Origin of the sequence: Nocardioides sp. (assembly GCF_030655615.1) — a bacterium.
GTDB lineage: Bacteria > Actinomycetota > Actinomycetes > Propionibacteriales > Nocardioidaceae > Nocardioides.
The window spans coordinates 15,306-39,880 of record NZ_JAURVJ010000208.1 but is presented as its reverse complement, the minus strand read 5'-3'; the positions used below and the strand labels follow the sequence as shown (position 1 = coordinate 39,880).

General features: G+C 71.9%; 24 protein-coding genes. 16 read left to right on the top strand and 8 right to left on the bottom strand.

Features of this window, described 5'->3' with window-relative positions; genetic code table 11:
• Window positions 1-645, bottom strand: a complete 645-nt coding sequence (locus Q7T52_RS18040) for a murein hydrolase activator EnvC (RefSeq protein ID WP_304804909.1) — start codon at window positions 643-645, stop codon at window positions 1-3.
• A gap of 439 nt (window positions 646-1,084) precedes the next feature.
• Here Q7T52_RS18040 and rpsB point away from each other — a divergent pair, with 439 nt between their 5' ends.
• From rpsB to Q7T52_RS18000, 8 genes are all read left to right on the top strand, one after another.
• A complete protein-coding gene (rpsB, locus tag Q7T52_RS18035) occupies window positions 1,085-2,062 on the top strand; it encodes a 30S ribosomal protein S2 (protein WP_304804907.1) in 978 nt (325 codons plus the stop codon).
• Between the two features lie 37 nt (window positions 2,063-2,099).
• Window positions 2,100-2,912, top strand: coding sequence for a translation elongation factor Ts (tsf, locus tag Q7T52_RS18030; protein ID WP_304804905.1), 813 nt, complete (start codon window positions 2,100-2,102; stop codon window positions 2,910-2,912).
• A 228-nt stretch (window positions 2,913-3,140) separates the two neighbouring features.
• Entirely contained in the window at window positions 3,141-3,854 is a 714-nt protein-coding gene (pyrH, locus tag Q7T52_RS18025) for a UMP kinase (protein ID WP_304804954.1), read from the top strand.
• Between the two features lie 104 nt (window positions 3,855-3,958).
• Entirely contained in the window at window positions 3,959-4,513 is a 555-nt protein-coding gene (gene frr, locus Q7T52_RS18020; RefSeq protein ID WP_304804952.1) for a ribosome recycling factor, read from the top strand.
• A 26-nt stretch (window positions 4,514-4,539) separates the two neighbouring features.
• Window positions 4,540-5,442, top strand: a complete 903-nt coding sequence (locus Q7T52_RS18015; protein WP_304804904.1) for a phosphatidate cytidylyltransferase — start codon at window positions 4,540-4,542, stop codon at window positions 5,440-5,442.
• Window positions 5,442-5,762, top strand: a complete 321-nt coding sequence (locus Q7T52_RS18010; RefSeq protein WP_304804903.1) for a hypothetical protein — start codon at window positions 5,442-5,444, stop codon at window positions 5,760-5,762. Before Q7T52_RS18015 ends, Q7T52_RS18010 begins: the two co-directional genes overlap by 1 nt.
• Complete coding sequence (locus tag Q7T52_RS18005) at window positions 5,759-6,268, top strand: histidine phosphatase family protein (RefSeq protein ID WP_304804902.1); 510 nt, start codon at window positions 5,759-5,761, stop codon at window positions 6,266-6,268. The genes Q7T52_RS18010 and Q7T52_RS18005 overlap by 4 nt, the downstream gene beginning before the upstream one ends.
• A gap of 30 nt (window positions 6,269-6,298) precedes the next feature.
• Complete coding sequence (locus Q7T52_RS18000) at window positions 6,299-6,823, top strand: hypothetical protein (protein ID WP_304804901.1); 525 nt, start codon at window positions 6,299-6,301, stop codon at window positions 6,821-6,823.
• Between the two features lie 25 nt (window positions 6,824-6,848).
• On the opposite strand, the gene glpK (Q7T52_RS17995) is transcribed toward Q7T52_RS18000, so the two are convergent.
• Together glpK (Q7T52_RS17995) and Q7T52_RS17990 are read right to left on the bottom strand one after the other, a co-directional pair.
• On the bottom strand, window positions 6,849-8,387 hold the full coding sequence (gene glpK, locus Q7T52_RS17995; protein ID WP_304804900.1) for a glycerol kinase GlpK: 1,539 nt from the start codon (window positions 8,385-8,387) through the stop codon (window positions 6,849-6,851).
• Entirely contained in the window at window positions 8,384-9,136 is a 753-nt protein-coding gene (locus Q7T52_RS17990; protein ID WP_304804899.1) for an IclR family transcriptional regulator, read from the bottom strand. Before Q7T52_RS17990 ends, glpK (Q7T52_RS17995) begins: the two co-directional genes overlap by 4 nt.
• Before the next feature lie 133 nt (window positions 9,137-9,269).
• Between Q7T52_RS17990 and Q7T52_RS17985 the strand changes: the two genes are divergently transcribed.
• The 6 genes from Q7T52_RS17985 to Q7T52_RS17960 all read left to right on the top strand — a co-directional run bounded on the left by Q7T52_RS17985 (window position 9,270) and on the right by Q7T52_RS17960 (window position 16,747).
• The gene (locus Q7T52_RS17985; RefSeq protein ID WP_304804898.1) at window positions 9,270-10,097 is read left to right on the top strand and encodes an MIP/aquaporin family protein; all 828 of its coding nucleotides are present in this window, start codon (window positions 9,270-9,272) and stop codon (window positions 10,095-10,097) included.
• A 67-nt stretch (window positions 10,098-10,164) separates the two neighbouring features.
• The gene (gene glpK / locus Q7T52_RS17980; protein WP_304804897.1) at window positions 10,165-11,682 is read left to right on the top strand and encodes a glycerol kinase GlpK; all 1,518 of its coding nucleotides are present in this window, start codon (window positions 10,165-10,167) and stop codon (window positions 11,680-11,682) included.
• A gap of 65 nt (window positions 11,683-11,747) precedes the next feature.
• The gene (locus Q7T52_RS17975) at window positions 11,748-13,466 is read left to right on the top strand and encodes a glycerol-3-phosphate dehydrogenase/oxidase (RefSeq protein WP_304804896.1); all 1,719 of its coding nucleotides are present in this window, start codon (window positions 11,748-11,750) and stop codon (window positions 13,464-13,466) included.
• Between the two features lie 55 nt (window positions 13,467-13,521).
• A complete protein-coding gene (rlmN, locus tag Q7T52_RS17970) occupies window positions 13,522-14,670 on the top strand; it encodes a 23S rRNA (adenine(2503)-C(2))-methyltransferase RlmN (RefSeq protein ID WP_304804895.1) in 1,149 nt (382 codons plus the stop codon).
• Window positions 14,671-14,677: 7 nt separating this feature from the next.
• Complete coding sequence (locus Q7T52_RS17965; protein ID WP_304804894.1) at window positions 14,678-15,487, top strand: GNAT family N-acetyltransferase; 810 nt, start codon at window positions 14,678-14,680, stop codon at window positions 15,485-15,487.
• Between the two features lie 81 nt (window positions 15,488-15,568).
• On the top strand, window positions 15,569-16,747 hold the full coding sequence (locus tag Q7T52_RS17960) for a glycosyltransferase family 1 protein (protein ID WP_304804892.1): 1,179 nt from the start codon (window positions 15,569-15,571) through the stop codon (window positions 16,745-16,747).
• 61 nt (window positions 16,748-16,808) lie between these two features.
• Here Q7T52_RS17960 and Q7T52_RS17955 read toward each other — a convergent pair whose 3' ends face one another.
• The 5 genes from Q7T52_RS17955 to Q7T52_RS17935 form a co-directional block, all read right to left on the bottom strand.
• Window positions 16,809-17,891, bottom strand: a complete 1,083-nt coding sequence (locus Q7T52_RS17955) for an LOG family protein (protein ID WP_304804891.1) — start codon at window positions 17,889-17,891, stop codon at window positions 16,809-16,811.
• A gap of 83 nt (window positions 17,892-17,974) precedes the next feature.
• Entirely contained in the window at window positions 17,975-18,847 is an 873-nt protein-coding gene (locus Q7T52_RS17950; protein WP_304804889.1) for a serine protein kinase RIO, read from the bottom strand.
• A gap of 163 nt (window positions 18,848-19,010) precedes the next feature.
• Entirely contained in the window at window positions 19,011-19,784 is a 774-nt protein-coding gene (locus Q7T52_RS17945) for a rhodanese-like domain-containing protein (protein ID WP_304804887.1), read from the bottom strand.
• 162 nt (window positions 19,785-19,946) lie between these two features.
• Complete coding sequence (locus Q7T52_RS17940; RefSeq protein WP_304804885.1) at window positions 19,947-20,408, bottom strand: Lrp/AsnC family transcriptional regulator; 462 nt, start codon at window positions 20,406-20,408, stop codon at window positions 19,947-19,949.
• A gap of 28 nt (window positions 20,409-20,436) precedes the next feature.
• On the bottom strand, window positions 20,437-21,807 hold the full coding sequence (locus Q7T52_RS17935; RefSeq protein WP_304804883.1) for an aspartate aminotransferase family protein: 1,371 nt from the start codon (window positions 21,805-21,807) through the stop codon (window positions 20,437-20,439).
• A gap of 100 nt (window positions 21,808-21,907) precedes the next feature.
• Here Q7T52_RS17935 and Q7T52_RS17930 point away from each other — a divergent pair, with 100 nt between their 5' ends.
• Complete coding sequence (locus Q7T52_RS17930; RefSeq protein ID WP_304804881.1) at window positions 21,908-23,347, top strand: gamma-aminobutyraldehyde dehydrogenase; 1,440 nt, start codon at window positions 21,908-21,910, stop codon at window positions 23,345-23,347.
• Window positions 23,344-24,567, top strand: a complete 1,224-nt coding sequence (locus Q7T52_RS17925) for a saccharopine dehydrogenase family protein (protein WP_304804880.1) — start codon at window positions 23,344-23,346, stop codon at window positions 24,565-24,567. The genes Q7T52_RS17930 and Q7T52_RS17925 overlap by 4 nt, the downstream gene beginning before the upstream one ends.
• Window positions 24,568-24,575: the final 8 nt, after the last annotated feature.

The following is a 24,575-nucleotide window of genomic DNA, read 5'->3' as shown; positions in this document are numbered from 1 at the left end:
TCAGAACAGCGCGGCCAGGGCCGCCAGTGCGGCCAGCACCTCCGACGACGGCGCACGCGACGACGAGGGGCCCGCCGGTGCGTCGCGCCAGAGCGGCAGCAGCCGCACGGGGCCCGCGCCGACCAGGCGCAGCGGGTCGAGGTAGGTCGAGGCCCCCTCGATCCAGCCCCAGTGCAGGCAGGCGCGCGGGAAGCAGTGCGAGCCCGGCAGCTCCAGGGTGCCGATCGGGCTGCCGCGGGACACCGGGTCGCCGACGGCGACGGTCGCCGTCACGGGCTGGTAGGTGGTGCGCGTGGTGCCGTGGTCGACGACGACCACGCCGCGGCCCGCCAGGGGACCGGCGTAGGACACCACGCCGGCGAGGGCGGTGTGGACGACCTGGCCGGGGGAGCCGCGCAGGTCGACGCCGCGGTGGCCGGCACCGTAGGGGGAGTCGGGCGGGTCGAAGGCGGCCACGACCTCCGGCTCGGGCCGCAGCGGCCACTCGCCGACCGGATCCGAGCCCTGCGGGGCGCCGGCCGCACCGGTCGCGGCCGGCAGCACCGGTGCGAGCACCGGCCCGAGCAGCGACCAGAGGACGGCCAGGACGACGGTGGCGACCCGCAGGGCCCGGGTCGGGCCGGCGGTGGGCGGACGGGAGGTCATGCGACGAGGATGGGCGCGTCCACCGACGACCCGGGTGACCGCCGGACGACCCTGTGGACGACCACACCGGGCCGGCCGGCTGTGGACGACTCCGGGTCGTTTCCACAGGCGCGGCCCCCGACGCAGCGGGGTCGGCCGGGGTCGAGCGGATTCGTGCCGTGAGGCCGCGCTCCCGTAGTCTGGGGGGACCACTCCTCGGAGTGGAATTCGCACGCCCTCACACCACGAGACCTTCGTGGGCGTCGACCTTCAGTCCCGCCCGAGCACCACCGTCGGGCCGGTCCGGTCACGCGGGGACGTCAGGGCCACCGGCACCCGCCGGCGGCATCGAACTGAAGACAACCCGGATCCACCACCGGTGTGCCCTGCTGGTCGCGTCACGCGAGCGGTCGAAGGGCACGTGCACGGCGGTGCGTCCGACCAGGAGAAGAGAAACACCATGGCAGTCGTCACCATGCGCCAGCTCCTCGAGAGCGGCGTCCACTTCGGGCACCAGACCCGTCGCTGGAACCCCAAGATGAAGCGCTTCATCATGACCGAGCGCAACGGCATCTACATCATCGACCTGCAGCAGTCGCTGGCCTACATCGACCGCTCCTACGCGTTCGTCAAGGACGTCGTCTCCAAGGGCGGCACCGTGATGTTCGTCGGCACCAAGAAGCAGGCGCAGGAGGCGATCGCCGAGCAGGCGACCCGCGTGGGCATGCCCTACGTCAACCAGCGCTGGCTCGGTGGCATGCTCACCAACTTCCAGACCGTGCACCAGCGGATCAACCGCCTCAAGGAGCTCGACGAGGTCGACTTCGACGACGTCGCCGGCAGCAGCCGCACCAAGAAGGAGCTGCTGCAGATGCGTCGCGAGCGCGACAAGCTCAACAAGTCGCTCGGCGGCATCCGCGAGATGACCCGCACGCCCTCGGCCGTGTGGATCGTCGACACCAACAAGGAGCACCTCGCCGTCGAGGAGGCCCGCAAGCTGAAGATCCCGATCATCGGCATCCTCGACTCCAACTGCGACCCCGACCTCGTCGACTTCCCGATCCCGGGCAACGACGACGCCATCCGCGCCGTCGGCCTGCTGACCCGGGTCGTCGCCGACGCCGTCGCCGAGGGCCTCATCGCCCGCTCGGGCGCCAAGACCGGCTCCGAGGGTGCCGCGGCCCCGGCCGAGCCCCTCGCCGAGTGGGAGCGCGAGCTGCTCGCCGGCGACGCCGAGAAGGCCGCCGAGACCGCGACCTCCGCCGAGCCCGAGGCTGCTGCCTCCGAGGCGACCGGTGCGTCGTCCGAGGGCACCGAGTCGGTCGAGGTCGCCGAGGCCGCCGAGTCCGCCGTCCCCGAGGCGCCCGCCGCCGAGGAGACGACCGAGGCTGCCGAGACCACCACCGAGGCCCCGGTCGAGGCCACCACCGAGTCCTGATCCTCCGGATCACTGCGACACGTACGAAGGAGTACGCATGGCGAACATCACCGCCGCTGACGTCAAGAAGCTCCGCGAGCAGAGCGGCGCGGGCATGATGGACTGCAAGAAGGCCCTCACCGAGGCCGACGGCGACTTCGACAAGGCCGTCGAGATCCTCCGGATCAAGGGCGGCAAGAAGATGGCCGAGCGCGCCGCCGAGCGCGAGGCCTCCGCCGGTCTGGTCGCCACCTCCGGTGGTGCCCTGGTCGAGCTCAACTGCGAGACCGACTTCGTCGCCAAGGGCGAGCCGTTCATCGCGGCCGCCCAGCGGATCGCCGAGGCCGCCGACCAGGCCAAGGCCGTCGACGCCGACGCGCTCAAGGCCGTCGAGCTCGACGGCAAGACGGTCGGCGAGGTCGTCAACGACCTGGCCGTCTCCATCGGCGAGAAGATCGAGCTCGGTCGCGTCGCCTACTTCGAGGGCCCGACGGTCGTCTACATGCACAAGCGTGCCGCCGACCTGCCGCCCGCCGTGGGCGTCCTGGTCGAGTACGACGGCGACGCCGACGCGGCTCGTGCCGCTGCGATGCAGGCCGCGGCCATGCGCCCGCAGTACCTCACCCGCGACGAGGTCCCCGCCGACGTCGTCGCCAAGGAGCGCGAGATCGCCGAGGCGACCTCCCGCGAGGAGGGCAAGCCCGAGCAGGCGATCGCCAAGATCACCGAGGGCCGGCTCAACGGCTTCTTCAAGGACGTCGTCCTGCTCGAGCAGCCGTCGGTGACCGAGAACAAGAAGTCGGTCCAGAAGGTGCTCGACGAGTCCGGCACGACCCTCAAGCGGTTCGCCCGCTTCGAGGTCGGCGCCTGACCCCAGCTCCATCGCACGACCCGACCAGCAGCGCTGCCGACCACGGGCAGCGCTGCTGGCGATTTCGCCCCACGACACCCCGCACCCCACGCCCGCGCCGCCGTACGCCGGTCGGCCGGGTCGGACCGGCCGGTGCGGCGACGGCGACCGGCCGGTAGCCTCGCTCCCGATCTTCGTTGGCACGACGCCACGACGACACCACGGACGATGCACCGACGGAAGGACCCGATGACCGGCTACAAGCGAGTCCTGCTCAAGCTCTCGGGCGAGGTGTTCGGCGGCGGCAAGGTCGGTGTCGACCCCGACGTCGTCCAGGGCATCGCGCGGGAGATCGCCGCGGTCGCCGAGACGGGCGTCCAGATCGCCGTCGTCACCGGCGGCGGCAACTTCTTCCGCGGCGCCGAGCTGCAGCAGCGGGGCATGGACCGGGTCCGCGCCGACTACATGGGCATGCTCGGGATCGTCATGAACTGCCTGGCGCTCCAGGACTTCCTGGAGAAGCTCGGCATCGACACCCGCGTCCAGACCGCCATCACGATGGGGCAGGTCGCCGAGCCCTACATCCCGCGGCGCGCCATCCGCCACATGGAGAAGGGCCGCGTCGTCATCTTCGGGGCCGGCATGGGCATGCCGTTCTTCTCCACCGACACCGTCGCCGTCCAGCGGGCACTCGAGAGCCGCTGCGACGTGGTCATCTTCGACAAGAACGGCGTCGACGGCATCTACACCGCCGACCCCAAGGTCGACCCGACCGCCACCCGGATCGAGCAGATCACCTTCGACGAGGCCATCAACCAGGGCCTGCGGATCATCGACCAGACCGCCTTCACCCTGGCCCGTGAGAACAAGCTCCCGCTCATCGTGTTCGGTCTCGGCGAGCCCGGGACGATCCTGCGGGCCGTCCAGGGTGAGAGGATCGGGACGCTCGTCACCGCGAGCTGACCAGCCCGACCCTGCTCGACCCAGCACAACCCGTACGACCCGTACGACCCGGCACGACACCGCGCCCCAGCACCGGGCGCCCACCGGAAAGGACCGCACCCGTGATCAAGGACATCCTCAACGAGGCCGACGGCAAGATGGACAAGTCGGTCGAGGCGACACGTGAGGAGTTCGCCGCGATCCGGGCCGGACGGGCGACCCCGTCGATGTTCAACAAGATCGTCGTCGACTACTACGGCTCCCCGACCCCGCTCCAGCAGCTCGCCTCCTTCACCGCCCCCGAGGCAAGGATCATCATGATCCAGCCCTACGACATGGGCGCCATGAACAACGTCGAGCGGGCGATCCGCGACTCCGACCTCGGCGTCAACCCGTCCAACGACGGCAAGGTCCTGCGCTGCGTGTTCCCCGAGCTCACCGAGGAGCGCCGCAAGGAGTACATCAAGATCGCCCGCACCAAGGCCGAGGACGGCCGGATCGCGGTGCGCAACCTGCGCCGCACGGCCAAGCAGAACCTCGAGAAGCTCGAGAAGGACGGCGAGGTCGGCAAGGACGACGTCACCGGCGCCGAGAAGCGGCTCGACGGCGTGACCAAGAAGCACACCGACGCGATCGACGAGATGCTCAAGAACAAGGAGGCCGAGCTGCTCGAGGTCTGAGACCTCGACGGCCCGCGCCCCCAGAGATGACGACCTCGTCCGACCCCTCGTCCGGCGCCCTCCCGGGCGCTGCCGCCCCGCCCCAGAAGGACCACGGGCGGGCCGGACGCGACCTCCGGGCGGCGGTCATCTCGGCGGTCGTGCTGCTCGGTGCGGTCGCGGCCTCGCTGGCCGTGTGGAAGCCGGCGTTCATGCTCATCGTCGTCGCCGCGGTCGTCGTGGCGGTCTGGGAGCTGCGCAAGGGCCTGCTCGCCCACGCCATCGACCTCCCCGAGCAGCCGCTGATGCTCGGCGGTGCGGTCATGGTCGTCGTCGCCTACGTCTGGGGCACCGACGCCCTGGTCACCGCCACCGCGGTCACCGCGCTCGCCGTGATGCTGTGGCTGCTGCGCCGCGGCATCGACGGCTACGTCAAGACCGCCACCGCGTCGGTGTTCACGCTGGTCTACGTCCCGTTCCTCGGCTCGTTCGTCGCCCTGCTGCTCTCCGAGGGCGGCCACGACGGCGGCGGCCTCGACGACGACGGCGTCCAGGGCATCCTGGTCTTCATCCTGGTCACCATCTCCTCCGACATCGGCGGCTACATCGCGGGCGTGCTGTTCGGCAAGCACCCGATGGCGCCGGTGATCTCGCCCAAGAAGTCGTGGGAGGGCTTCGTCGGCTCGGCGGTCGCCTGCCTCGCGGCCGGGTGGTTCCTCGTCGTCTACCTGCTCGACGGCGACTGGTGGGTCGGCCTGTGCCTCGGCCTCATCACCGTCGTCATGGCCACCCTCGGCGACCTGTGCGAGTCGGTCATCAAGCGCGACCTCGGCATCAAGGACATGAGCCAGGTCATCCCCGGCCACGGCGGCCTCATGGACCGGCTCGACTCGCTCCTGGCGACCATCGCCCCGATCTGGCTGCTGCTGCACTACCTCGTCTTCACGTGATGCGGGAACCCGCTCGCGAGGCCGGCTCCGACCGGGCGGCCTTCGCCCTCGGGGTGCAGGCCGGGCCCCTGCTGGTCGTCGTCGGGTACGTCGTCGTGATGGCCACCGACGTGATCATCGGCGACGCCCTGCTGCTGGCCATCGCCGCGTGGCCGAGCCTTGCCGCCCTCGTCCTGGCCCTGCTGTGGCCGGGCCGCCGCCGCTGGTGGTTGGCCGTCGCCCTCGGCTGCGTGGTCGGCACGGTCGTCGTGGTCGCCGTGGTGGTGGGCCTGATCTCCGGGCTCGCCTACCTGCTCTCCGACCCGGCGGGGAAGCCGTGACCCTCCACCTGGTCCGCCACGGCCGGCCCCTCGTCGACCGGGCCGTCCCGGCCCACGAGTGGACGCTCGACCCGGCGGCGTACGACGACGTGTGGGCCCTGCGGGACCGGCTGCCGTCCGGTGCGTCCTGGTACACCTCGCCCGAGCCCAAGGCCGTCGAGACGGCCCAGCTGCTCACCGACGCGCCGGTCGGCATCGTCGACGGCCTGCGTGAGCACGTCCGCGACGGCGCGTGGGTCGACGACCTCGAGGACGCCGTGCGCCGGGCGTTCCGGCACCCCGACGTGCCCGCCGAGCCCGGGTGGGAGCCGCTCGCCACCTGCCGCGGCCGGGTGGTCGCGACGGTCGGATCGGTGCTCGCGGCACACCCCGGCGAGGACGTCGTGCTGGTCGGTCACGGCACCGCCTGGACCGTGGTCGTCGCCGCTCTCACCGACGCGCCGCCCGACCTCGACCGGTGGACCCGGCTGGCGATGCCCGACGTGATCCTGGTCGATCGGCCCTAGGCCGTGGCACCGGTGTCTACGATCACCCTGATGAGCACCGACGAGAGCGTCCGCGCCGAGCCCGCGGACGACGCCGCCGAGGGGGACGGGTCAGCCGACCCCTCCCGCCGGCGCGGCGGTGCCCGACGCAAGCCCCGCCGTGAGCGGCGGGCAACCGCGGCCCCAGCCGCGACCGGCGACACCGCCGTCGTGATCGAGCCCGCAGGGGACGGTCCGCCCGACGACGGCGACAGCACCGTCCACCCGCGCTTCTGGCACCGCGACCACCCGGTGTTCACGCCGCTGTCCGGGTTCTTCACCGGGGTCCTGCTCGTGGTCGTCGTCCTCGGCCTGCTGGGCGCGATCCTGGAGGTCGTCGGCTACGACGTCAGCGCGCACCCGTGGGTGTTCCTCGTGGCGCTCGGCGTGCTGCTGGCCCTCAACCTGGTGCTGGTCGTGGTCGGGAGCACGCGGCGCTTCGCCCGCTACATGCTGTTCGGGATCCTCACGACCCCGACGGTCGTGTTCCTCGTCGCCTCGCTGACGTTCTGGCTGCTGCTCAACGCCGACGGCTGACACGCCGGCTGACATTCCGGCCGGGCTAGCCGAACCGGCGTGCCGGGACCACGGTGTCGCCGGCGACCACCCAGCCCAGCGTCCGCTCGACCGCACGGTCCCAGGCCGCACGCTCGCGGCGCCGCAGCGGGTCGCTCATGGTGGGCTCCCACCGCGCCGCCTGGTGCCAGTTGTCGCGGAGGCCCTCGAGGTCGGGCCAGTAGCCGACGGCCAGGCCGGCCGCGTAGGCGGCGCCCAGCGAGACCGACTCGGCGACGAGCGGCCGCTCCACCGGCAGGTCGAGCACGTCGGAGACGTACTGCATGAGCAGGTGGTTGGCCGTCATGCCGCCGTCGACCTTGAGGCCCGTGAAGGCGATCCCGGTGTCGGCCGCCATGGCCTCGACGACCTCGGCCGTCTGCCAGGCCGTGGCCTCCAGCACGGCGCGCGCCAGGTGCGAGCGGGTGACGTAGGACGTCAGGCCCACCACCACGCCCCGCGCGTCGGACTGCCAGCGCGGCGCGAACAGGCCGGCGAACGCCGGCACGATGTAGCAGCCGCCGTTGTCCTCGACCCGACGGGCGAGCGTCTCGATCTCGGGGGCGGACCGGATCATCTCCAGGGAGTCGCGGAACCACTGCACGAGGGCGCCGGCGACGGCGATCGACCCCTCGGTGGCGTAGACCGGTGGCCGGCCCTCCAGGGCGTAGGCGACGGTCGAGATGAGCCCGTGCTCCGAGGTGGCGATCCGGTCACCCGTGTTCATCAGCAGGAACGCCCCGGTGCCGTAGGTGCACTTGGCCTCGCCGGTGGCGAAGCAGGTCTGGCCGAAGAGGGCCGCCTGCTGGTCGCCGAACGCCCCGCCGATCGGTACGCCGGGCAGCCCGACCGTGCACGAGCCGTAGACCTGGGCGTTGGGCCGGATCTCCGGCAGGATCTCGGCCGGGATGTCGAGGGCGTCGAGCAGCCGCTGGTCCCAGTCGAGGGTGCGGATGTCCATCAGCATGGTCCGGCTGGCGTTGGTGACGTCGGTGACGTGGACGCCGCCGTCGGTGCCGCCGGTGAGGTTCCAGATCAGCCAGCTCTCGACCGTGCCGAACGCGACCTCGCCGGCTCGCGCACGACGCTGCAGGCCGGGCACGTGGTCGAGCAGCCAGCGCAACCGTGGCGCGGCGAAGTAGCCGGCGGGTGCGAGCCCGCACACCTCGCGGAACAGGTCGGCGGAAGGCCCCCGGTTGAGCTCGTCGACCAGCTCGGCGGTGCGGGTGTCCTGCCACGTGATGGCCGGGGCCACGGGACGACCGGTCGCCCGGTCCCAGACGATGGTGGTCTCCCGCTGGTTGGCGATGCCGACGGCGGCGAGGTCGGAGGGCTGCAGCCCGGCCTGGTCGAGGGCCTCGGGCAGCACCCGCAGCGTGTTGGCCCAGATCTCGGAAGCGTCGTGCTCGGCCCACCCCGGCCGCGGGAAGTACTGGTGGTGCTCGTGCTGGGCGACCGCCACCATCCGGCCGCCGTGGTCGAAGACGAGGCACCGCGTCGAGGTGGTGCCCTGGTCGATGGCGGCGACGTAGGTCGGGGTGGTCACAGGCGGTCCTCGAGGTGGGCGGAGACGGCGGCCGCCGCGGCGACGACCTGCTCGACGAGGGCCGGGACGGGGTCGCCCGCGACCGAGAGCACCCGCTCGCGCGGGCCGACCACGGCCAGGGCACCGACCCCGATGCCCAGGTGGTGCCGGACGGGGGCGGCGATGGCCGCGACACCGGGACGGAGCGTGCCGTCGGCCACGGCCCAGCCGCGCCGGAAGGCCTGCTGGACGGCGCGCGTCAGGGTGACCGGGCTGGTGGGGGTCGAACCCGTGGAGGAGACGAGCTCCTGCAGCCGCGAGGCGGCCGGCGAGAACGCCAGCAGCACGTGGCCCAGGGCCGTCGCGTGCAGCGGCTGCAGCTCGCCGACCCGGAGCCGCTGGGGCGAGCCGTCGGGCCGGAAGACGTGGTGAAGGAGCTCGACGCCCTGCCCGGCGAGCACCCCGAGCTGCACCTCGAGACCGGTCCGGGCGGCCAGACCGTCGGCCCAGTTGACGCTGCGCGAGCGCAGCAGGTGCGGGTCGAGGGTCTCGCCGAGCCGGGACAGACCCTCGCCGAGGGTGTAGCGACCGCTGTCGGGGTCCTGCACGACGAAGCCGACGTCGACCAGCGTGCGCACGATGCCGTGGACCGTCGGCTTGGGCAGCGCGAGCATGCGCGACAGCTCGCCGAGCGGCACCGGCTCCGGGACCGCGCCGAGGAAGTGGAGCACGGCGGCGGCACGCTCGATCGACTGGATGGACCCGGGCACCCGTCCAGGGTAGGGCGTTCGGCAATGTCGACCCAACGTTCGGCGATGTCGAACGCCAGGCCTAGCCGCCCGGTCTCACCTGCGGCACGGTGTGACCGACGCCACTCGGCGTCTCGGGAGGGAGACCAGAACTGTGAAGACCAAGAACACCCTCGTCGGGGAGCTCAGCGCTGAGTTCGCCGGCACGTTGATACTCATCCTGTTCGGCTGCGGGGTCGTGGCCTCGGTCGTGGCCGCCGGGCGCGGCGACGTCGACTCGATCAGCTGGGCGTGGGGCCTGGGTGTCGTGCTCGGCATCTACACCGCCGGCAAGATCACCGGCGCGCACCTCAACCCGGCCGTGACGATCGCGCTCGCCGCGTTCCGCGGCTTCCCGTGGGGCAAGGTGGCGCCCTACGCGCTCGCCCAGCTCGCGGGTGCCTTCGTGGCCGCGATCATCGTGCGGTTCACCTACGCCGACTTCATCAAGGCGATCGACCCCGACCTGGGCAAGGCGTCGATGGGGATCTTCTTCACCTCGCCCGGTGCCACGCCGGACGGCGAGGCCGTCGTGTCCATCACGACCGCGTTCTCGGACCAGGTGCTCGGCACGGCGATCCTGGTCTTCCTGGTGCTCGCCCTCACGACGGCGGTCAACAACCCGCCGATGGCCAACCTGACGCCCTGGTTCGTCGGCATGATCGTGGTCGCGATCGGCATGGCGTGGGGCGCCAACGCCGGCTACGCCATCAACCCGGCCCGCGACCTCGGGCCGCGGCTCGCCGCCTGGATGACGGGCTACGGCAACGACGTCTGGGAGGCGGCCGGCAGCAACGACGTCTACTTCTGGGTGCCGATCGTCGCCCCCGTCATCGGCGGCCTGATCGGTGGCGCCGCGTTCAAGTTCCTCATCGAGATCCACCTGCCCGTCGAGGACCCGGAGACGGTCGCCGAGAAGGGCGTCCAGACCGACGCGTTCTGACCGCCCGACCGTCTGACCGCCTGAACGCCCGTCCACCTCACCCGTCCACACCACACAGGAGAACCGCATGACCCAGTACGTCGGAGCCGTCGACCAAGGCACCACGAGCACCCGTTTCATGATCTTCGACCACGGTGGCAACGAGATCGCCCGTCACCAGCTCGAGCACGAGCAGATCCTGCCGCAGGCCGGGTGGGTCGAGCACGACCCGGTGGAGATCTGGGAGCGCACCAGCTCGGTCATCCAGACCGGGCTCAGCAAGGCCAAGCTGCAGGCGAGCGACCTGGCCGCCCTCGGCATCACCAACCAGCGCGAGACCACCGTGGTCTGGGACAAGAACACCGGCCGGCCCTACTACAACGCGATCGTGTGGCAGGACACCCGCACCGACCGGATCGCCAGCAAGCTCGAGCGCGACGGGCACGGCGACCTGATCCGCGAGCGCGCCGGGCTGCCGCCCGCGACGTACTTCTCCGGCGGCAAGATCCAGTGGATCCTCGAGAACGTCGACGGGGTCCGCGAGGCCGCCGAGGCCGGCGACGCGCTCTTCGGCAACACCGACTCGTGGCTGATCTGGAACCTCACCGGCGGCACCGACGGCGGCGTCCACGTCACCGAGCCGACCAACGCCAGCCGCACGATGCTGATGGACCTCGAGACCCTGCAGTGGGACGACGAGCTGCTCGCGCTCTTCGACATCCCGCGGGCGATGCTGCCCGAGATCAAGTCGTCCAGCGAGCCCGGCGGCTACGGCACGACGCGGGCCAACGGTCCGCTGCGGGGCGAGGTCCCGCTCACCGGCATCCTCGGCGACCAGCAGGCCGCGACCGTCGGCCAGGTCTGCTTCGAGCCCGGCGAGGCCAAGAACACCTACGGCACCGGCAACTTCATGCTGCTCAACACCGGCACCGAGCTGGTGCGCTCCAAGGCCGGCCTGCTCACGACGGTCTGCTACAAGTTCGGCGAGGACAAGCCGGTCTATGCCCTGGAGGGGTCGATCGCCGTCACCGGGTCTGCCGTGCAGTGGCTGCGCGACCAGCTCGGCATCATCAGCGGTGCGGCGCAGAGCGAGTCCCTGGCCCGGCAGGTCGACGACAACGGGGGCGTCTACTTCGTGCCGGCGTTCTCGGGGCTCTTCGCGCCCTACTGGCGCTCCGACGCCCGCGGGGCGATCGTCGGGCTGTCGCGCTTCAACACCAACGCCCACCTGGCCCGGGCGACCCTGGAGTCGATCTGCTACCAGAGCCGTGACGTCGCCGAGGCGATGGAGAAGGACTCGGGGGTCAAGCTCGAGGTGCTCAAGGTCGACGGCGGCGTGACCGCCAACGAGCTGTGCATGCAGATCCAGGCCGACGTCCTGGGCGTCGAGGTGAGCCGTCCGGTCGTCGCCGAGACCACGGCTCTCGGTGCGGCGTACGCCGCCGGCCTGGCCGTCGGTTTCTGGAACAACACCGACGAGCTCGTCGAGAACTGGAACGAGGCGAAGCGATGGTCGCCACAGTGGGATGACAAGCAGCGCGAGGAGGGTTACACCCAGTGGAAGAAGGCGGTGACCCGCACGCTCGACTGGGTCGACGTCGACTGACCCGCTGATCGGCGCCACCACGGTCGCCGCCACCCCCACACCACCGCTACGAGAGGTTCCCCGACATGAGGTCCGTCGCACTGTCACCCGAGTTCCGCGAGGCGTCCCTGGCCGCCATGGCGGCCGAGGAGCTCGACGTCCTGGTGATCGGCGGTGGGGTGGTCGGCGCGGGCAGCGCGCTCGACGCGGCCACCCGCGGCCTCAAGGTCGGCCTGGTCGAGGCGCGTGACTTCGCCTCGGGCACGTCGAGCCGCTCGAGCAAGCTGGTCCACGGTGGTCTCCGCTACCTGGAGATGCTCGACTTCCGGCTGGTGTCCGAGGCGCTCAAGGAGCGGGGCCTGCTCCTGCAGGAGCTGGCCCCGCACCTGGTGCACCCCGTCGCGTTCCTCTATCCCCTCAAGCACCGCGGGTGGGAGCGCTTCTACGCCGGCTCCGGCGTCGCGCTCTACGACGCCATGTCGCGCATCTCGGGTCGCTCCGGGGTCCCGCTCCACCAGCACCTCACCCGCCGCGGCGCCCGCAAGCTGGTGCCGTCGCTGCGCAAGGACGCGCTGATCGGCGCGCTGAAGTACTACGACGCGCAGGTCGACGACGCCCGCCACACCATGTTCCTGTCCCGTACGGCGGCGGCCTACGGCGCCAAGATCGCCTCGCGTGCCCGCGTCGTCGAGCTCGTGCGCGAGGGCGAGCGGGTGACCGGCGCGGTGGTGCGCGACCTCGAGAACGACACCACGGTGACCATCCGCGCCAAGCAGGTCATCAACGCCACGGGCGTGTGGACCGACGAGACGCAGGACCTCGGCGGCCAGCGCGGCACCTTCCACGTGCGCGCCAGCAAGGGCATCCACCTCGTCGTGCCCAAGGACCGGATCCGGTCCGAGGTGGGTCTCATCCTGCGCACCGAGAAGTCCGTGCTCTTCGTCATCCCGTGGGGCCAGCACTGGATCATCGGCACCACCGACACCGACTGGACCCTCGACAAGGCCCACCCCGCGGCCAGCGAGGCCGACATCGACTACCTCCTCGACCACGTCAACGCCGTGCTCGAGACCCCGCTGACGCGGGCCGACGTCCAGGGCGTCTACGCCGGGCTGCGGCCGCTGCTCGAGGGCGAGTCCGAGGCGACGTCCAAGCTCTCGCGCGAGCACGCGGTCGGTCATCCGGCGCCCGGGCTCGTCGTCGTCGCCGGCGGCAAGTACACGACGTACCGGATCATGGCGCAGGACGCCGTCGACGAGGCCGTCTTCGGGCTGTCGTCGCTCTTCGACCGCAAGGTGGGCCCGTCGGTGACGGCCAAGGTCCCGCTGCTGGGGGCCGAGGGCTACAGCGCGCTGGTCAACTCGCGCCACGTCCTCGCCGAGTCCTCGGGCCTGCACGACGTGTGGATCGAGCACCTGCTCAACCGCTACGGGTCGCTGATCCACGAGCTCCTCGACCTGGTCGCGGCCGACCCGACACTGGGGGAGCCGCTCGAGAACGCCCCCGACTACCTGCGTGTCGAGGTCGTCTACGCCGCCAGCCACGAGGGTGCCCGGCACCTCGACGACGTGCTGACCCGCCGCACCCGGGTGTCGATCGAGACGTTCGACCGCGGTGTCGGCGCCGCCGAGGAGGTCGCCGCGCTGATGGGTCCCGAGCTGGGCTGGAGCGACGAGCAGCGGACGCTCGAGATCGACCACTACCGCAAGCGGGTCGAGGCCGAGCTGCAGAGCCAGCAGATGCCCGATGACGCCACCGCCGACGCCGCCCGGCTGGGTGCCGCCGACGTCGTGCCGCTCAGCTGAGGCCCGTCCTCCGGCGTTTCGGCAGGAGCGCCGGGGGAGTGGGACGATCAGGGGGATGTCCGAGAGCACCGATCCCTCCCAGCCGGCCGGCGTGACCAGCCTCCCGCTGGTCTTCGACGAGCCCCGCGGTCGTCGCAAGCCGCCGCCACACCTGGCCGACCTCGACGCCGCCGGCCGCAAGGCGCTGCTGGAGGAGCGGGGGCTGCCGGGCTTCCGGGCCAAGCAGCTCTCGACCCACTACTTCGGCCGGCTGGTCGACGACCCCGCCGAGATGACCGACCTGCCGGCCGCCCAGCGCGCCGAGCTCGTCGCCGCGCTGCTGCCCGAGCTGATGACGCCGCTGCGCACCATGGAGGCCGACCAGGGCACCACCCGCAAGACCCTGTGGAAGCTGTTCGACGGGGCTCTCGTCGAGTCGGTGCTGATGCGCTACCCCGACCGCGCCACGATCTGCGTCTCCAGCCAGGCCGGCTGTGGCATGGCCTGCCCGTTCTGCGCCACCGGCCAGGGCGGCCTGCAGCGCAACATGTCGACCGCCGAGATCGTCGAGCAGGTCGTCGCCGGCGCCCGGTCGATGGCCCGCGGCGAGGTGCCGGGCGGCCCCGGCCGGGTCTCCAACGTCGTGTTCATGGGCATGGGCGAGCCGATGGCCAACTACAAGGCCGTCATCGGCGCCGTACGCCGGATGGTCGACCCGAGCCCCGACGGCCTCGGGATGAGCGCCCGCGGCATCACCGTGTCGACGGTCGGGCTGGTGCCGCGCATCCGCCAGCTCGCCGACGAGGGCATCCCCGTGACGCTGGCGCTGAGCCTGCACGCTCCCGACGACGAGCTGCGCAACGAGCTGGTGCCGATCAACACCCGTTTCTCGGTCGCCGAGACCGTCGACGCCGCGTTCCACTACGCCGAGACCACCAAGCGTCGCGTCAGCATCGAGTACGCCATGATGCGCGGCATCAACGACCAGGCCTGGCGCGCCGACCTCCTCGCCGACGTGCTGATGCGCGGCGACTGGGGCTGGGTCCACGTCAACCTGATCCCGCTCAACCCCACCCCGGGCAGCAAGTGGACGGCGTCCGACCCGGCCGACGAGCGCGAGTTCGTCCGCCGGCTCGAGGCCCGCGGCATCCCCACGACCGTGCGCGACACCCGCGGTCGCGAGATCGACGGCGCCTGCGGACAGCTGGCCGCCACCGAGGCGTGACCTCGTCATGACGGCGGGCCTGACGCCCGCGGCCGTCGCGACCGCCAGCGCCGCCTGGAACTGGTACCCCACCGACGCCACCACCGTCGAGACCGACGGCTACCTGCTCGTGCGCTGGCCCGGCTACTTCCGCTCGCCGCCCCACGTCATCCGGTTCGACCCCGCGGCGCCCGTCGAGGAGACCCTCGACGAGGTCGCCGGCCACGTGCGGGGGTGGGGGCACGACGAGGTCCTGGTCTGGGTCAAGCTCGACGCGCCCCCTGCTCTGGAGCCGTCCCTGCGGTCCCGCGGCGGGACGATCGACGAGACCGTCGACGTGTTCGCGCTCGACCTCACCGCCGGCTCGCGCGCGCTCGACGTGCCCGATGACCTCGAGGTGCGCTGGCAGGTCGACGAGGCCACCACCCGTGCCGTCATCCAGGTCGGGATCGAGGCGTTCGACGAGGGGTCGATGCCGGGCGACGACCGGGTCCGCGAGCTGGCGGCCGAGGCCCGCGCCGACTTCGACGCCCGTCGTACGGCGGGTGCGCTGGTCTACCTCGACGGCCGGCCGGTCGCCGCCGGCGGGCTGACGATGGCCGGCGACGTCGCCCGGCTGTGGGGCGGCGGCGTCGTGCCCGACGCCCGCGGCCGCGGCGCCTACCGCGCCATCCTGGCCGCCCGGCTCGACCACGCGGTGTCGCTGGGCGCGACGACGGCGCTCGTCAAGGGACGGGTCGAGACCTCGGGCCCGGTCCTGCGCCGGGCGGGGTTCGCGGTGTTCGGCCAGGAGCGCTCCTACGTCGTCCCGGTCGCTCCCCTCGTGACCGCGGGGTGACGACCGACGTTCACGAACGGGCCACGCACGCGCCACGCGGCGACCGCCCCTCGTTGACGGAGCGTCCCTAGCGTCGGCGTCATGGCCGACGTGCTCCCGCTCGCCCGTGCTTCCCGCCCCTCCTCCCGGCTCCGCGTCCTGGTGGTCGCCGAGTCCTTCCTCCCACAGGTCAACGGCGTCACCGGCTCCGTGCGCCGGGTGCTCGACCACCTCGCCGCCGAGGGCCACGACGCCGAGGTGGTCGCCCCGACCGGCCCCGACGTCTACGCCGGCTTCCGCGTGCGGCACGCCCGGGGCGCGACGCTGCCGTTCTACCGCGACTTCAAGATCGGGCTGGAGACCCGGCGGCGCCTGCGTCGCACGATGCTCCGGTTCGCGCCCGACGTCGTCCACATCGCCTCGCCGGCGACGCTCGGCTACCAGGCCGCCAAGGTGGCGGCTGAGCTCGGCATCCCGACGGTCGCGATCTACCAGACCGACCTGGTCGGCTTCGCCGAGCGCTACGACGTGCCGGGGGGTGCCGCGGCGATGGCGGCCCTCACCCGCCGCATCCACACCCGGGTCGACCGCACCCTCGCCCCCTCCTCGGCCAGCCTGCGCCAGCTCGCCGACCTCGACGTCCCCGGCACCGCCTTGTGGCCGCGTGGCGTCGACCTGGAGCAGTTCCGCCCCGACCGGCGCGACCCCGCCCTGCGGTCCCGCCTCCTCGGTGATGCTCCCGGGCGGGTCCTGGTCGGCTACGTCGGTCGGCTCGCCCCCGAGAAGGAGCTGGACCTGCTCGCCGTCCTGGCCGACGACCCGCGCCTCCAGCTGGTCGTCGTCGGCGGCGGGCCCGAGGAGCACCGGCTGCGGTCGCTGCTGCCCGGGGCGCACCTCCTCGGGGTGCTGCACGGTGACGAGCTCGGGGCGGCGTACGCCTCGCTCGACGTGTTCGTCCACACCGGGCGCCACGAGACCTACTGCCAGTCGGCCCAGGAGGCCCTCGCGTCCGGCGTCCCGGTGGTCGCCCCGCGCCAGGGCGGACCGGTCGACGTGGTGGACGACGGCGTGGCCGGCTTCCTCTACCGACCCGGCGACGCCGCCGACCTCGCGACCTTCGTCGACCTGCTCGCCTCCGACCCTGCGCTCCGGCGCCGGGTGGGCCTGGCCGCGCGGCGCTCGGTCGCCGACCGGTCGTGGCGCTCGGTCAACGAGGCCCTGGTCGGGCACTACCGCGAGGTCGTCGCCGACCGGGCGGAGTGGGACGCACTGTCGGGCTGAGGTGGGTCGGGCTGGGTGGCGGCCACGAACCGCGCAACTGCGCGGTTCGCGGGCCGGATCATCACCCCGCGAGCAGCGCGGCCGCCTCGTCGACGGTGTCGACGAGGTGCACGCGCGACTCCATCGGCCGGCCCTTGGCCAGCGCCTGCAGCAGCGGCCAGGTCGGCACCGTCCTGGTCCAGTGCCGTCGGCCCACGAGGACCATGGGCGCGACCGAGGTCTCCTCGGCGTAGTAGTTCTCGCAAGCGTCCTGGAAGACCTCCTGCACGGTCCCGGCGGCGCCGGGCAGGAACACGATGCCGGCGTCGCAGACCTCGAGCAGCACGGCCTCGCGGGTGGCGTTGCGGACGTACTTGGCGATCGCCGTGGCGAAGAGGTTGGGCGGCTCGTGGCCGTAGTGCCACGTCGGCACGCCCAGGGTCGTGGTGGGCTCGGGCTGGCCGGCGACGGCGGTGCGCGCGCAGGAGGCCCACGCGTCGATCGAGGGGCGGTAGGACGGCACCTCGGCCAGGATCTCCAGCGCGGTCTCCAGGGCGCTCACGTCGAGCGCGGCGAGCCGGCCGCCGAGGTTGGCGGCCTCCATCGCGCCCGGGCCGCCACCGGTGGCCACGACGAGCGTCTGGCCGAGGGCGCGTCCGAGCCGGGCCGCCTCGGCGTACGCCGGCTCGTCCCGAGCCAGCGCGTGGCCGCCCATCACGCCGACGATGCGCCTCCCGGAGACGAACTGGGCCAGGGCCTCGTCGATGGCGTGGTCGTGCAGCGCCGCGGCCAGGGTGTCGTCGCGACCGGGCACCCGCTGGGCCCAGGCGTAGGTGCGTGCGTCGAGGCTGCGGGAGTAGGGCGTGCGGTCGAAGAGCTCGTCGGGCGTGTAGAGGTGCGGCCGGTAGACGTCGAGCGGCGACGCGTTGACGTCGGGCAGGACCAGCGCGCCGGCCGCGGAAAGGGCGTCGTCGTCGCCCGGGGCGAAGGTGCAGCCCAGGAACGCCGCCCCGCGCACGTCGCGGGCGAGCAGCTCCCCGGCCCGGCCGACCAGGTCGAGCCGGTGGACCCGCCACGAGCCGAGCCGCCGCGCGCCGCCGGCCAGCCGGTGGTCGAGGTCGGCCACCGACTCGATGTGCACGACGCGCCCCCGAGACCGCTTCACGTCAGCCGAGGCTACTCACGTCTCGACCGGAGCGCAGCGACCCGATGGGGTCAGATAGCCCTGACCCCACCGGGCGGGCCGCCCTAGAACGCATGGGCCATCAGGTCACCGAACAGCTCCTGCTCGTCGGCGGCCTCGAGCCCCTTCTGCCGGAACCAGGCGCAGACGTTGGTGCAGTCGCGCATCAGGTAGTCGAACCCGTTGGTGTTGCCGACCAGGTCGACGATCTGCGGGAGGTCGATGATGACCAGCCGGTCGCCCGCGGCCAGGATGTTGTAGGCGGACAGGTCGCCATGGACGATCCCGGACTGCACCATCGTCGCCATCGCGTCGCGCAGCTGGTCGAAGTACGACGCCAGCAGCGCCGGCTCGGGGCGGGTCTGCGCGAGGCGCGGCGCACTGTCGCCGTCGACGGTGATCCACTCCATGAGGATCTCGGTGCCGTCGATCTGCACCGGGTAGGGGACCGGCAGCCCGAGGGACCAGAAGCGCTTGAGCGCGTCCCACTCCGAGGTCGCCCACTCGCCGGACGCGACGAGCTTGCCGAAGGTCGACTTGCGCTTGAGGGCGCGCTCGTCGCGGGACCGCTTCATCGCGCGGCCCTCGGTGTAGCCGGCTGAGCGGTGGAACGTGCGGTGCTCGGTGGAGCGGTAGCGCTTGGCCGCCATCACGACGGCCTTGTCGGGTTCGAGCGGGTCGGCGCGCTCGAGCAGGAAGACGTCGGCCTCCTTGCCGGTCTTGAGGATGCCGAGCTCGGTGTCGACGGCGCCCTGCGACGTCACGACCCAGTCGGGACGGGGCTCAGGGCCGCGCGAGAGCGGCTCGACGCTGAGCCAGGTCGACCAGCGCTGGGTGCCGTCGTCGACGTCGTCGTAGGTGGTCCAGTCGACGGTGAAGTCGGGGTGGAGGTCGTGCTGGGGGTCGTACGGGTCAGGCGTGAAGCCCTGGGAGGTCATGGGTGGTGGTGCTCGTTTCGAGGAGGAGGGAGTGGTCTGCGGACAGGCCAACGACAGTCATGGACATGTCACGCTCCTCTCGACGGCACCAGCGGCTCGCCGGCGACTCGGTGCCAGGGTGGCGGACGTCGTACGACGTCCGCAAGCGATTAAGCGGCGGCGGTCAGGCAGCGGCCGCGGTGGTCTCGATGTGGAGCTCGCCGACGCGCTCCCAGGTGTCGTCGACGTGCACGACGTCGCGACCGGCGCGGTGCAGCAGGCTCGCGGCGATGCCGGCGCGGTAGCCGGAGCGGCAGTGGACCCACAGCTCGCCCGGCGGCATCCGGCGCCCGGCCGTCTCGACCTCGTGGACCGGCAGGTGCAGCGCGCCGGGAAGGTGGCCGTCGAGCCACTCGTCGCGCTGGCGGACGTCGACGACGACGGGGCCGCGGGTGCCGGTGGCGGCGGCGAAGGTCCGGGCCTCGCGGTACGCCGCCCAGTCGGCCCGCCGGTAGCTCGCCGTGAGCGGCTCGGGCGCACCGTCGTGGGCGCCGTCCTGAGGACTGTCGGGGGTATCGACGTGCGCACCGACGCGGTCGATCCCGATCCGGGCGAGGTCGCGCAGTGCGGGCTCGAGGACCTCGGCTGTGTCGGTGAGCAGGACGAGGTCGTCGTCCCAGGGCACGAGCCAGCCGACGTAGGTCGCGAACTGGGCGGAGTACTCGACGTTGACGCTCCCGGGCAGGTGGCCCTCGGCGAACGCGGCCCGGCCGCGCAGGTCGATGACCCACGAGCCGGACAGCACGGCGTCGCGGACCTCCTCGGATGTGACGCGGCGGGCGCTGCGGGGAGCGGCGGCGCCGGCTCCGGCGCGGTCGAGCCGGTCGACCCGTTCGACGTGGTCGACCCGTTCGACGTGGCGGCGAACCGGGCCGAGGCCGGTGACGAGGTCGGTCACGAGCACATCTCCTTCGGTGAGCCGGGCGGGGTGGTGGTCCGATGAGCCATTAAGTTAACTAACTCAATAGAGTTATATCAGGACAGCGGGACCTCGCTCAAGCCGTCTGCACGCAACACGTCGCGATGGCTCGCGAGGGGTCCCGACCCCTGGAGGGTCAGGTCAGCGGACGCCCCAGGAGTAGGACTGCTTGCGGAGGCCGAGGTACATGAAGGTCTCGGTGGAGAGGACGCCGGGGATGCTGCGGATCTGGGTGGAGATCAGCTCGAGGAGGTGGTCGTCGCTCTCGCAGACGATCTCGGCGAGCAGGTCGTAGCGGCCGGCGGTGATGACGACGTAGTCGACCTCCTCGATCGCGGACAGGGCGTCGGCGACCGGCTCGAGGGCGCCGGTGACGGTCACGCCGATCATGGCCTGGCGGGCGAAGCCGCGCTGCATGGGGTCGGTGACCGCGACGATCTGCATGATGCCGGCGTCGACGAGCTTCTGCACGCGCTGACGCACGGCGGCCTCGGACAGCCCGACCTCCTTGCCGATCGAGGCGTAGGACTGGCGTCCGTCACGTTGCAGCTGCTCGATGATCGCCTTGGCCACGTCGTCGAGGGGAGCCGGTCGGGTGGTCACGACACCGAGCCTTCCACAAGCCCCGCCCTCAGAGCATCGACCCGGCCTTGTCGAGGACGGTGCGCAGGATCTGCTCCATCTCGTCGAAGTGGGTCTGGTCGCAGACGAGCGGCGGCGCGAGCTGGACGACGGGGTCGCCCCGGTCGTCGGCGCGGCAGTAGAGGCCCTCGGCGTAGAGCTGCTTGGAGACGAAGCCGAAGAGCAGCCGCTCGCACTCCTCGGCGGTGAAGGTCTCGCGCGTGGCCTGGTCCTTGACCAGCTCGATGCCGTAGAAGTAGCCGTCGCCGCGGACGTCGCCGACGATCGGCAGGTCCTTGAGGCGCTCGAGGGTGGCGCGGAGCGCCGGCGCGTTGGTGCGGACGTGCTCGAGGACGCCCTCCTCCTCGAAGATCTGCAGGTTCTTGAGACCCACGGCCGTCGAGACCGGGTGGCCGCCGAACGTGTAGCCGTGGGCGAACATTGCCTTGTCCTCGAGGAACGGCGCCATCAGCCGGTCGCTGGCGATCATCGCGCCGAGCGGGGCGTAGCCGGAGGTGATGCCCTTGGCGCAGGTGATGATGTCGGGCTGGTAGCCGAACCGCTCCGCACCGAACATGTAGCCGAGGCGCCCGAAGGCGCAGATGACCTCGTCGGAGACCAGCAGGACGTCGTGCTCGTCGCAGATCTCACGGACCCGGTCGAAGTAGCCGGGCGGCGGCGGGAAGCAGCCACCGGCGTTCTGCACCGGCTCGAGGAAGACGGCGGCGACGGTGTCGGGACCCTCGTTCTCGATGGCGACGCCGATCTGGTCGGCGGCCCAGCGACCGAACGCGTCGGGGTCGTCGCCGTGGATCGGAGCGCGGAAGATGTTGGTGTTGGGCACCCGGAACGTCGAGGGCACCAACGGCTCGAACTGCTGCTTGAGCAGCGGGAGCCCGGTGATCGAGAGGGCGCCCGCGGTGGTGCCGTGGTAGGCGATGGTGCGGCTGATGACCTTGTGCTTCATCGGCTTGCCGGTGAGCTTGAAGTAGTTCTTGGCGAGCTTCCACGCCGACTCGACCGCCTCGCCGCCACCGCTGGTGAAGAACACCCGGTTGAGGTCGCCGGGGGCGTAGGACGCCACCTTCTCGGCCAGCTCGATCGCGCTCGGGTGGGCGTAGGACCACAGCGGCATGAACGCCAGCTCCTTGGCCTGCCGGGCCGCCGCCTCGGCGAGGTCCTCGCGCCCGTGGCCGAGCTGGCTGACGAACAGGCCGGCGAGCCCGTCGAGGTATCGCTTGCCCTGGGAGTCGTAGAGATGGACGCCCTCGCCGCGCACCATGATCGGCACGTCGTTGCCGGCGTAGGCGCCGTGGCGCGTGAAGTGCATCCAGAGGTGGTCCTTGGCGGCCTGCTGCAGGTGCGCCTCGTCGAGAGCCATGCCCCCATCGTGCGCGGTCGGAGGGGGCTCGGGCAAGTGGATCCGCAGGTCTTGCGCCGACAGGCGACGAAATCCGCAGTGATCGCTAGGCTCACGTCCCATGGCGGACCTCACCTTCTCCAACGTCGTCGGCGGCGCGCTCGTCCCGGCCGCGTCCGGCACGACGTACGACGTCGTCGACCCCAGCACCGGCCAGGTCTATGCGCAGGCGCCGCTGTCGGGTGCCGACGACGTCGACCGGGCCTACGCCGCCGCGGCGGCCGCGTTCGAGACCTGGGGCGAGACGACGCCGCAGGAGCGGGCGCGGGCGCTGCTCCACATCGCCGACGCCATCGACGCGCGGGCCGACGAGATCGTGGCCGTGGAGGTGCAGGACACCGGCAAGCCGATCGGGCTCACGGCCTCCGAGGAGCTGCCGCCGAGCTCCGACCACTTCCGGTTCTTCGCGGGCGCGGCCCGGGTGCTCGAGGGCAAGTCGGCCGGGGAGTACCTCGCCGACCACACGTCGTTCGTCCGTCGCGAGCCCGTCGGGGTCGTCGGCCAGGTCACGCCGTGGAACTACCCGCTGATGATGATGATCTGGAAGATCGCGCCGGCCCTCGCCGCCGGCAACACCGTCGTCCTCAAGCCGAGCGACACCACGCCGGCCAGCTCGACGCTCCTGGCCGAGCTCTGCCAGGAGTTCCTGCCGCCCGGCGTCCTCAACGTCGTCTGCGGCGACCGCGCCACCGGCCGGCTGCTCGTCGAGCACCGCACCCCGCAGATGGTGTCGATCACCGGCTCGGTCCGCGCCGGCATGGAGGTCGCGGGCTCCGCGGCGGCCGACGTCAAGCGCGTCCACCTCGAGCTCGGCGGCAAGGCGCCGGTCGTGGTCTTCGACGACGCCGACATCGAGAAGGCCGCCACCGCGATCGCCGAGGCCGGGCTCTTCAACGCCGGCCAGGACTGCACCGCCGCGACCCGCGTGCTCTGCCAGTCCGGCGTGGCGGCCGAGTTCACCGCCGCCCTGACCGAGGCCGTCCGCGGACTGCACACGGGCCCGCCCAGCGACGAGGACGCCTTCTACGGCGCGCTCAACAGCGCCGACCAGCTCGACCGGGTCGCCGGGATGGTCGACCGGCTCCCCGACCACGCGACCCTGCAGACCGGCGGTGGCCGTCAGGGCGACGTCGGCTACTTCTACGAGCCCACCGTGATCTCCGGACTGCGCCAGGGCGACGAGCAGGTCCAGGACGAGATCTTCGGCCCGGTCCTGACGGTCCAGTCCTTCGCCGACGAGGCCGAGGCGCTGCGCCTGGCCAACGACGTCCGCTACGGCCTCTCGTCGTCGGTGTGGACCAAGGACCACGGCACCGCGATGCGCGTCTCCAAGCGCCTCGACTTCGGTGTCGTGTGGATCAACACCCACATCCCGTTCGTCTCCGAGATGCCCCACGGCGGCTTCAAGCACTCCGGCTACGGCAAGGACCTGTCCATGTACGGACTCGAGGACTACACCCGCATCAAGCACGTCATGAGCTACATCGGGGACGGCTCGTGAGGATCCTCCTGGTCGGCGCCGGTGGCGTCGGCGGCGCGTTCACCGCGATCGCCGCGCGGCGTGACTTCTTCGAGACGATCGTGGTCGCCGACTACGACCTGGCCCGGGCCGAGCGGGGTGCCGCCGCCGACCCGCGCTACGTCGCCGCCCAGGTCGACGCCTCCGACTCCGCCTCGGTGACCGCGCTGTGCCAGGAGCACGGCATCACCCACGTGATGAACGCCGTCGACCCGGTCTTCAACATGCCGATCTTCGAGGGTGCCCTGGCCGCCGGGGCCGACTACCTCGACATGGCGATGTCGCTGTCCAAGCCGCACCCCGAGGCGCCGTACTCGCAGACGGGCATCAAGCTCGGCGACGAGCAGTTCGCCGCCGCGTCGCAGTGGGAGGACGCCGGCCGGCTCGCCCTCGTCGGCATCGGCGTCGAGCCCGGCCTGTCCGACGTCTTCGCGCGCTACGCCTCCGACCACCTGTTCTCCGAGATCGACGAGCTCGGCACCCGCGACGGCGCCAACCTCGTCGTCACCGACGACGACGGCAACGAGGTCTTCGCGCCGTCGTTCTCGATGTGGACGACGATCGAGGAGTGCCTCAACCCGCCGGTGGTCTGGCAGGACGGCGGGTGGTTCACCACGGCGCCGTTCAGCGAGCCGGAGGTCTTCGACTTCCCCGAGGGCATCGGGCCGGTCGAGTGCGTCAACGTCGAGCACGAGGAGGTGCTCCTCATGCCGCGCTGGATCGACTGCAAGCGAGCGACGTTCAAGTACGGCCTCGGCGACGAGTTCATCACCATCCTCAAGGTGCTGCACACCCTCGGCCTCGACCGCACCGAGAAGGTCCGGGTCAAGGGCGTCGAGGTGAGCCCGCGCGACGTCGTCGCCGCGGTGCTGCCCGACCCCGCCACCGTCGGGCCGCGGATGACGGGCAAGACCTGCGCCGGCCTGTGGGTCACCGGCACGGGCAAGGACGGCGAGCCACGCTCGACCTACCTCTACCACGTGGTCGACAACGAGTGGACGATGCAGGAGTACGGCCACCAGTGCGTCGTCTGGCAGACCGCGATCAACCCGGTCGTCGCGCTCGAGCTGCTCGCGACCGGCGTGTGGACCGGGGCGGGCGTGCTCGGGCCGGAGGCCTTCGACGCCGTGCCGTTCCTCGACCTGCTCACCGCCTACGGCAGCCCGTGGGGCCTCATGGAGGTCGCGCCCGCCGCAGGCTAGGTTCTCGG

Bases quoted from the DNA above. Each gene is read 5' to 3' on its own strand.
- Q7T52_RS18040 (WP_304804909.1), bottom strand. From the start codon at position 645: ATGACCTCCCGTCCGCCCACCGCCGGCCCGACCCGGGCCCTGCGGGTC.
- rpsB (WP_304804907.1), top strand. From the start codon at position 1,085: ATGGCAGTCGTCACCATGCGCCAGCTCCTCGAGAGCGGCGTCCACTTC.
- tsf (WP_304804905.1), top strand. From the start codon at position 2,100: ATGGCGAACATCACCGCCGCTGACGTCAAGAAGCTCCGCGAGCAGAGC.
- pyrH (WP_304804954.1), top strand. From the start codon at position 3,141: ATGACCGGCTACAAGCGAGTCCTGCTCAAGCTCTCGGGCGAGGTGTTC.
- Q7T52_RS18015 (WP_304804904.1), top strand. From the start codon at position 4,540: ATGACGACCTCGTCCGACCCCTCGTCCGGCGCCCTCCCGGGCGCTGCC.
- Q7T52_RS18010 (WP_304804903.1), top strand. From the start codon at position 5,442: ATGCGGGAACCCGCTCGCGAGGCCGGCTCCGACCGGGCGGCCTTCGCC.
- Q7T52_RS18000 (WP_304804901.1), top strand. From the start codon at position 6,299: ATGAGCACCGACGAGAGCGTCCGCGCCGAGCCCGCGGACGACGCCGCC.
- glpK (WP_304804897.1), top strand. From the start codon at position 10,165: ATGACCCAGTACGTCGGAGCCGTCGACCAAGGCACCACGAGCACCCGT.
- Q7T52_RS17975 (WP_304804896.1), top strand. From the start codon at position 11,748: ATGAGGTCCGTCGCACTGTCACCCGAGTTCCGCGAGGCGTCCCTGGCC.
- rlmN (WP_304804895.1), top strand. From the start codon at position 13,522: ATGTCCGAGAGCACCGATCCCTCCCAGCCGGCCGGCGTGACCAGCCTC.
- Q7T52_RS17965 (WP_304804894.1), top strand. From the start codon at position 14,678: ATGACGGCGGGCCTGACGCCCGCGGCCGTCGCGACCGCCAGCGCCGCC.
- Q7T52_RS17960 (WP_304804892.1), top strand. From the start codon at position 15,569: ATGGCCGACGTGCTCCCGCTCGCCCGTGCTTCCCGCCCCTCCTCCCGG.
- Q7T52_RS17950 (WP_304804889.1), bottom strand. From the start codon at position 18,847: ATGACCTCCCAGGGCTTCACGCCTGACCCGTACGACCCCCAGCACGAC.
- Q7T52_RS17935 (WP_304804883.1), bottom strand. From the start codon at position 21,807: ATGGCTCTCGACGAGGCGCACCTGCAGCAGGCCGCCAAGGACCACCTC.
- Q7T52_RS17930 (WP_304804881.1), top strand. From the start codon at position 21,908: ATGGCGGACCTCACCTTCTCCAACGTCGTCGGCGGCGCGCTCGTCCCG.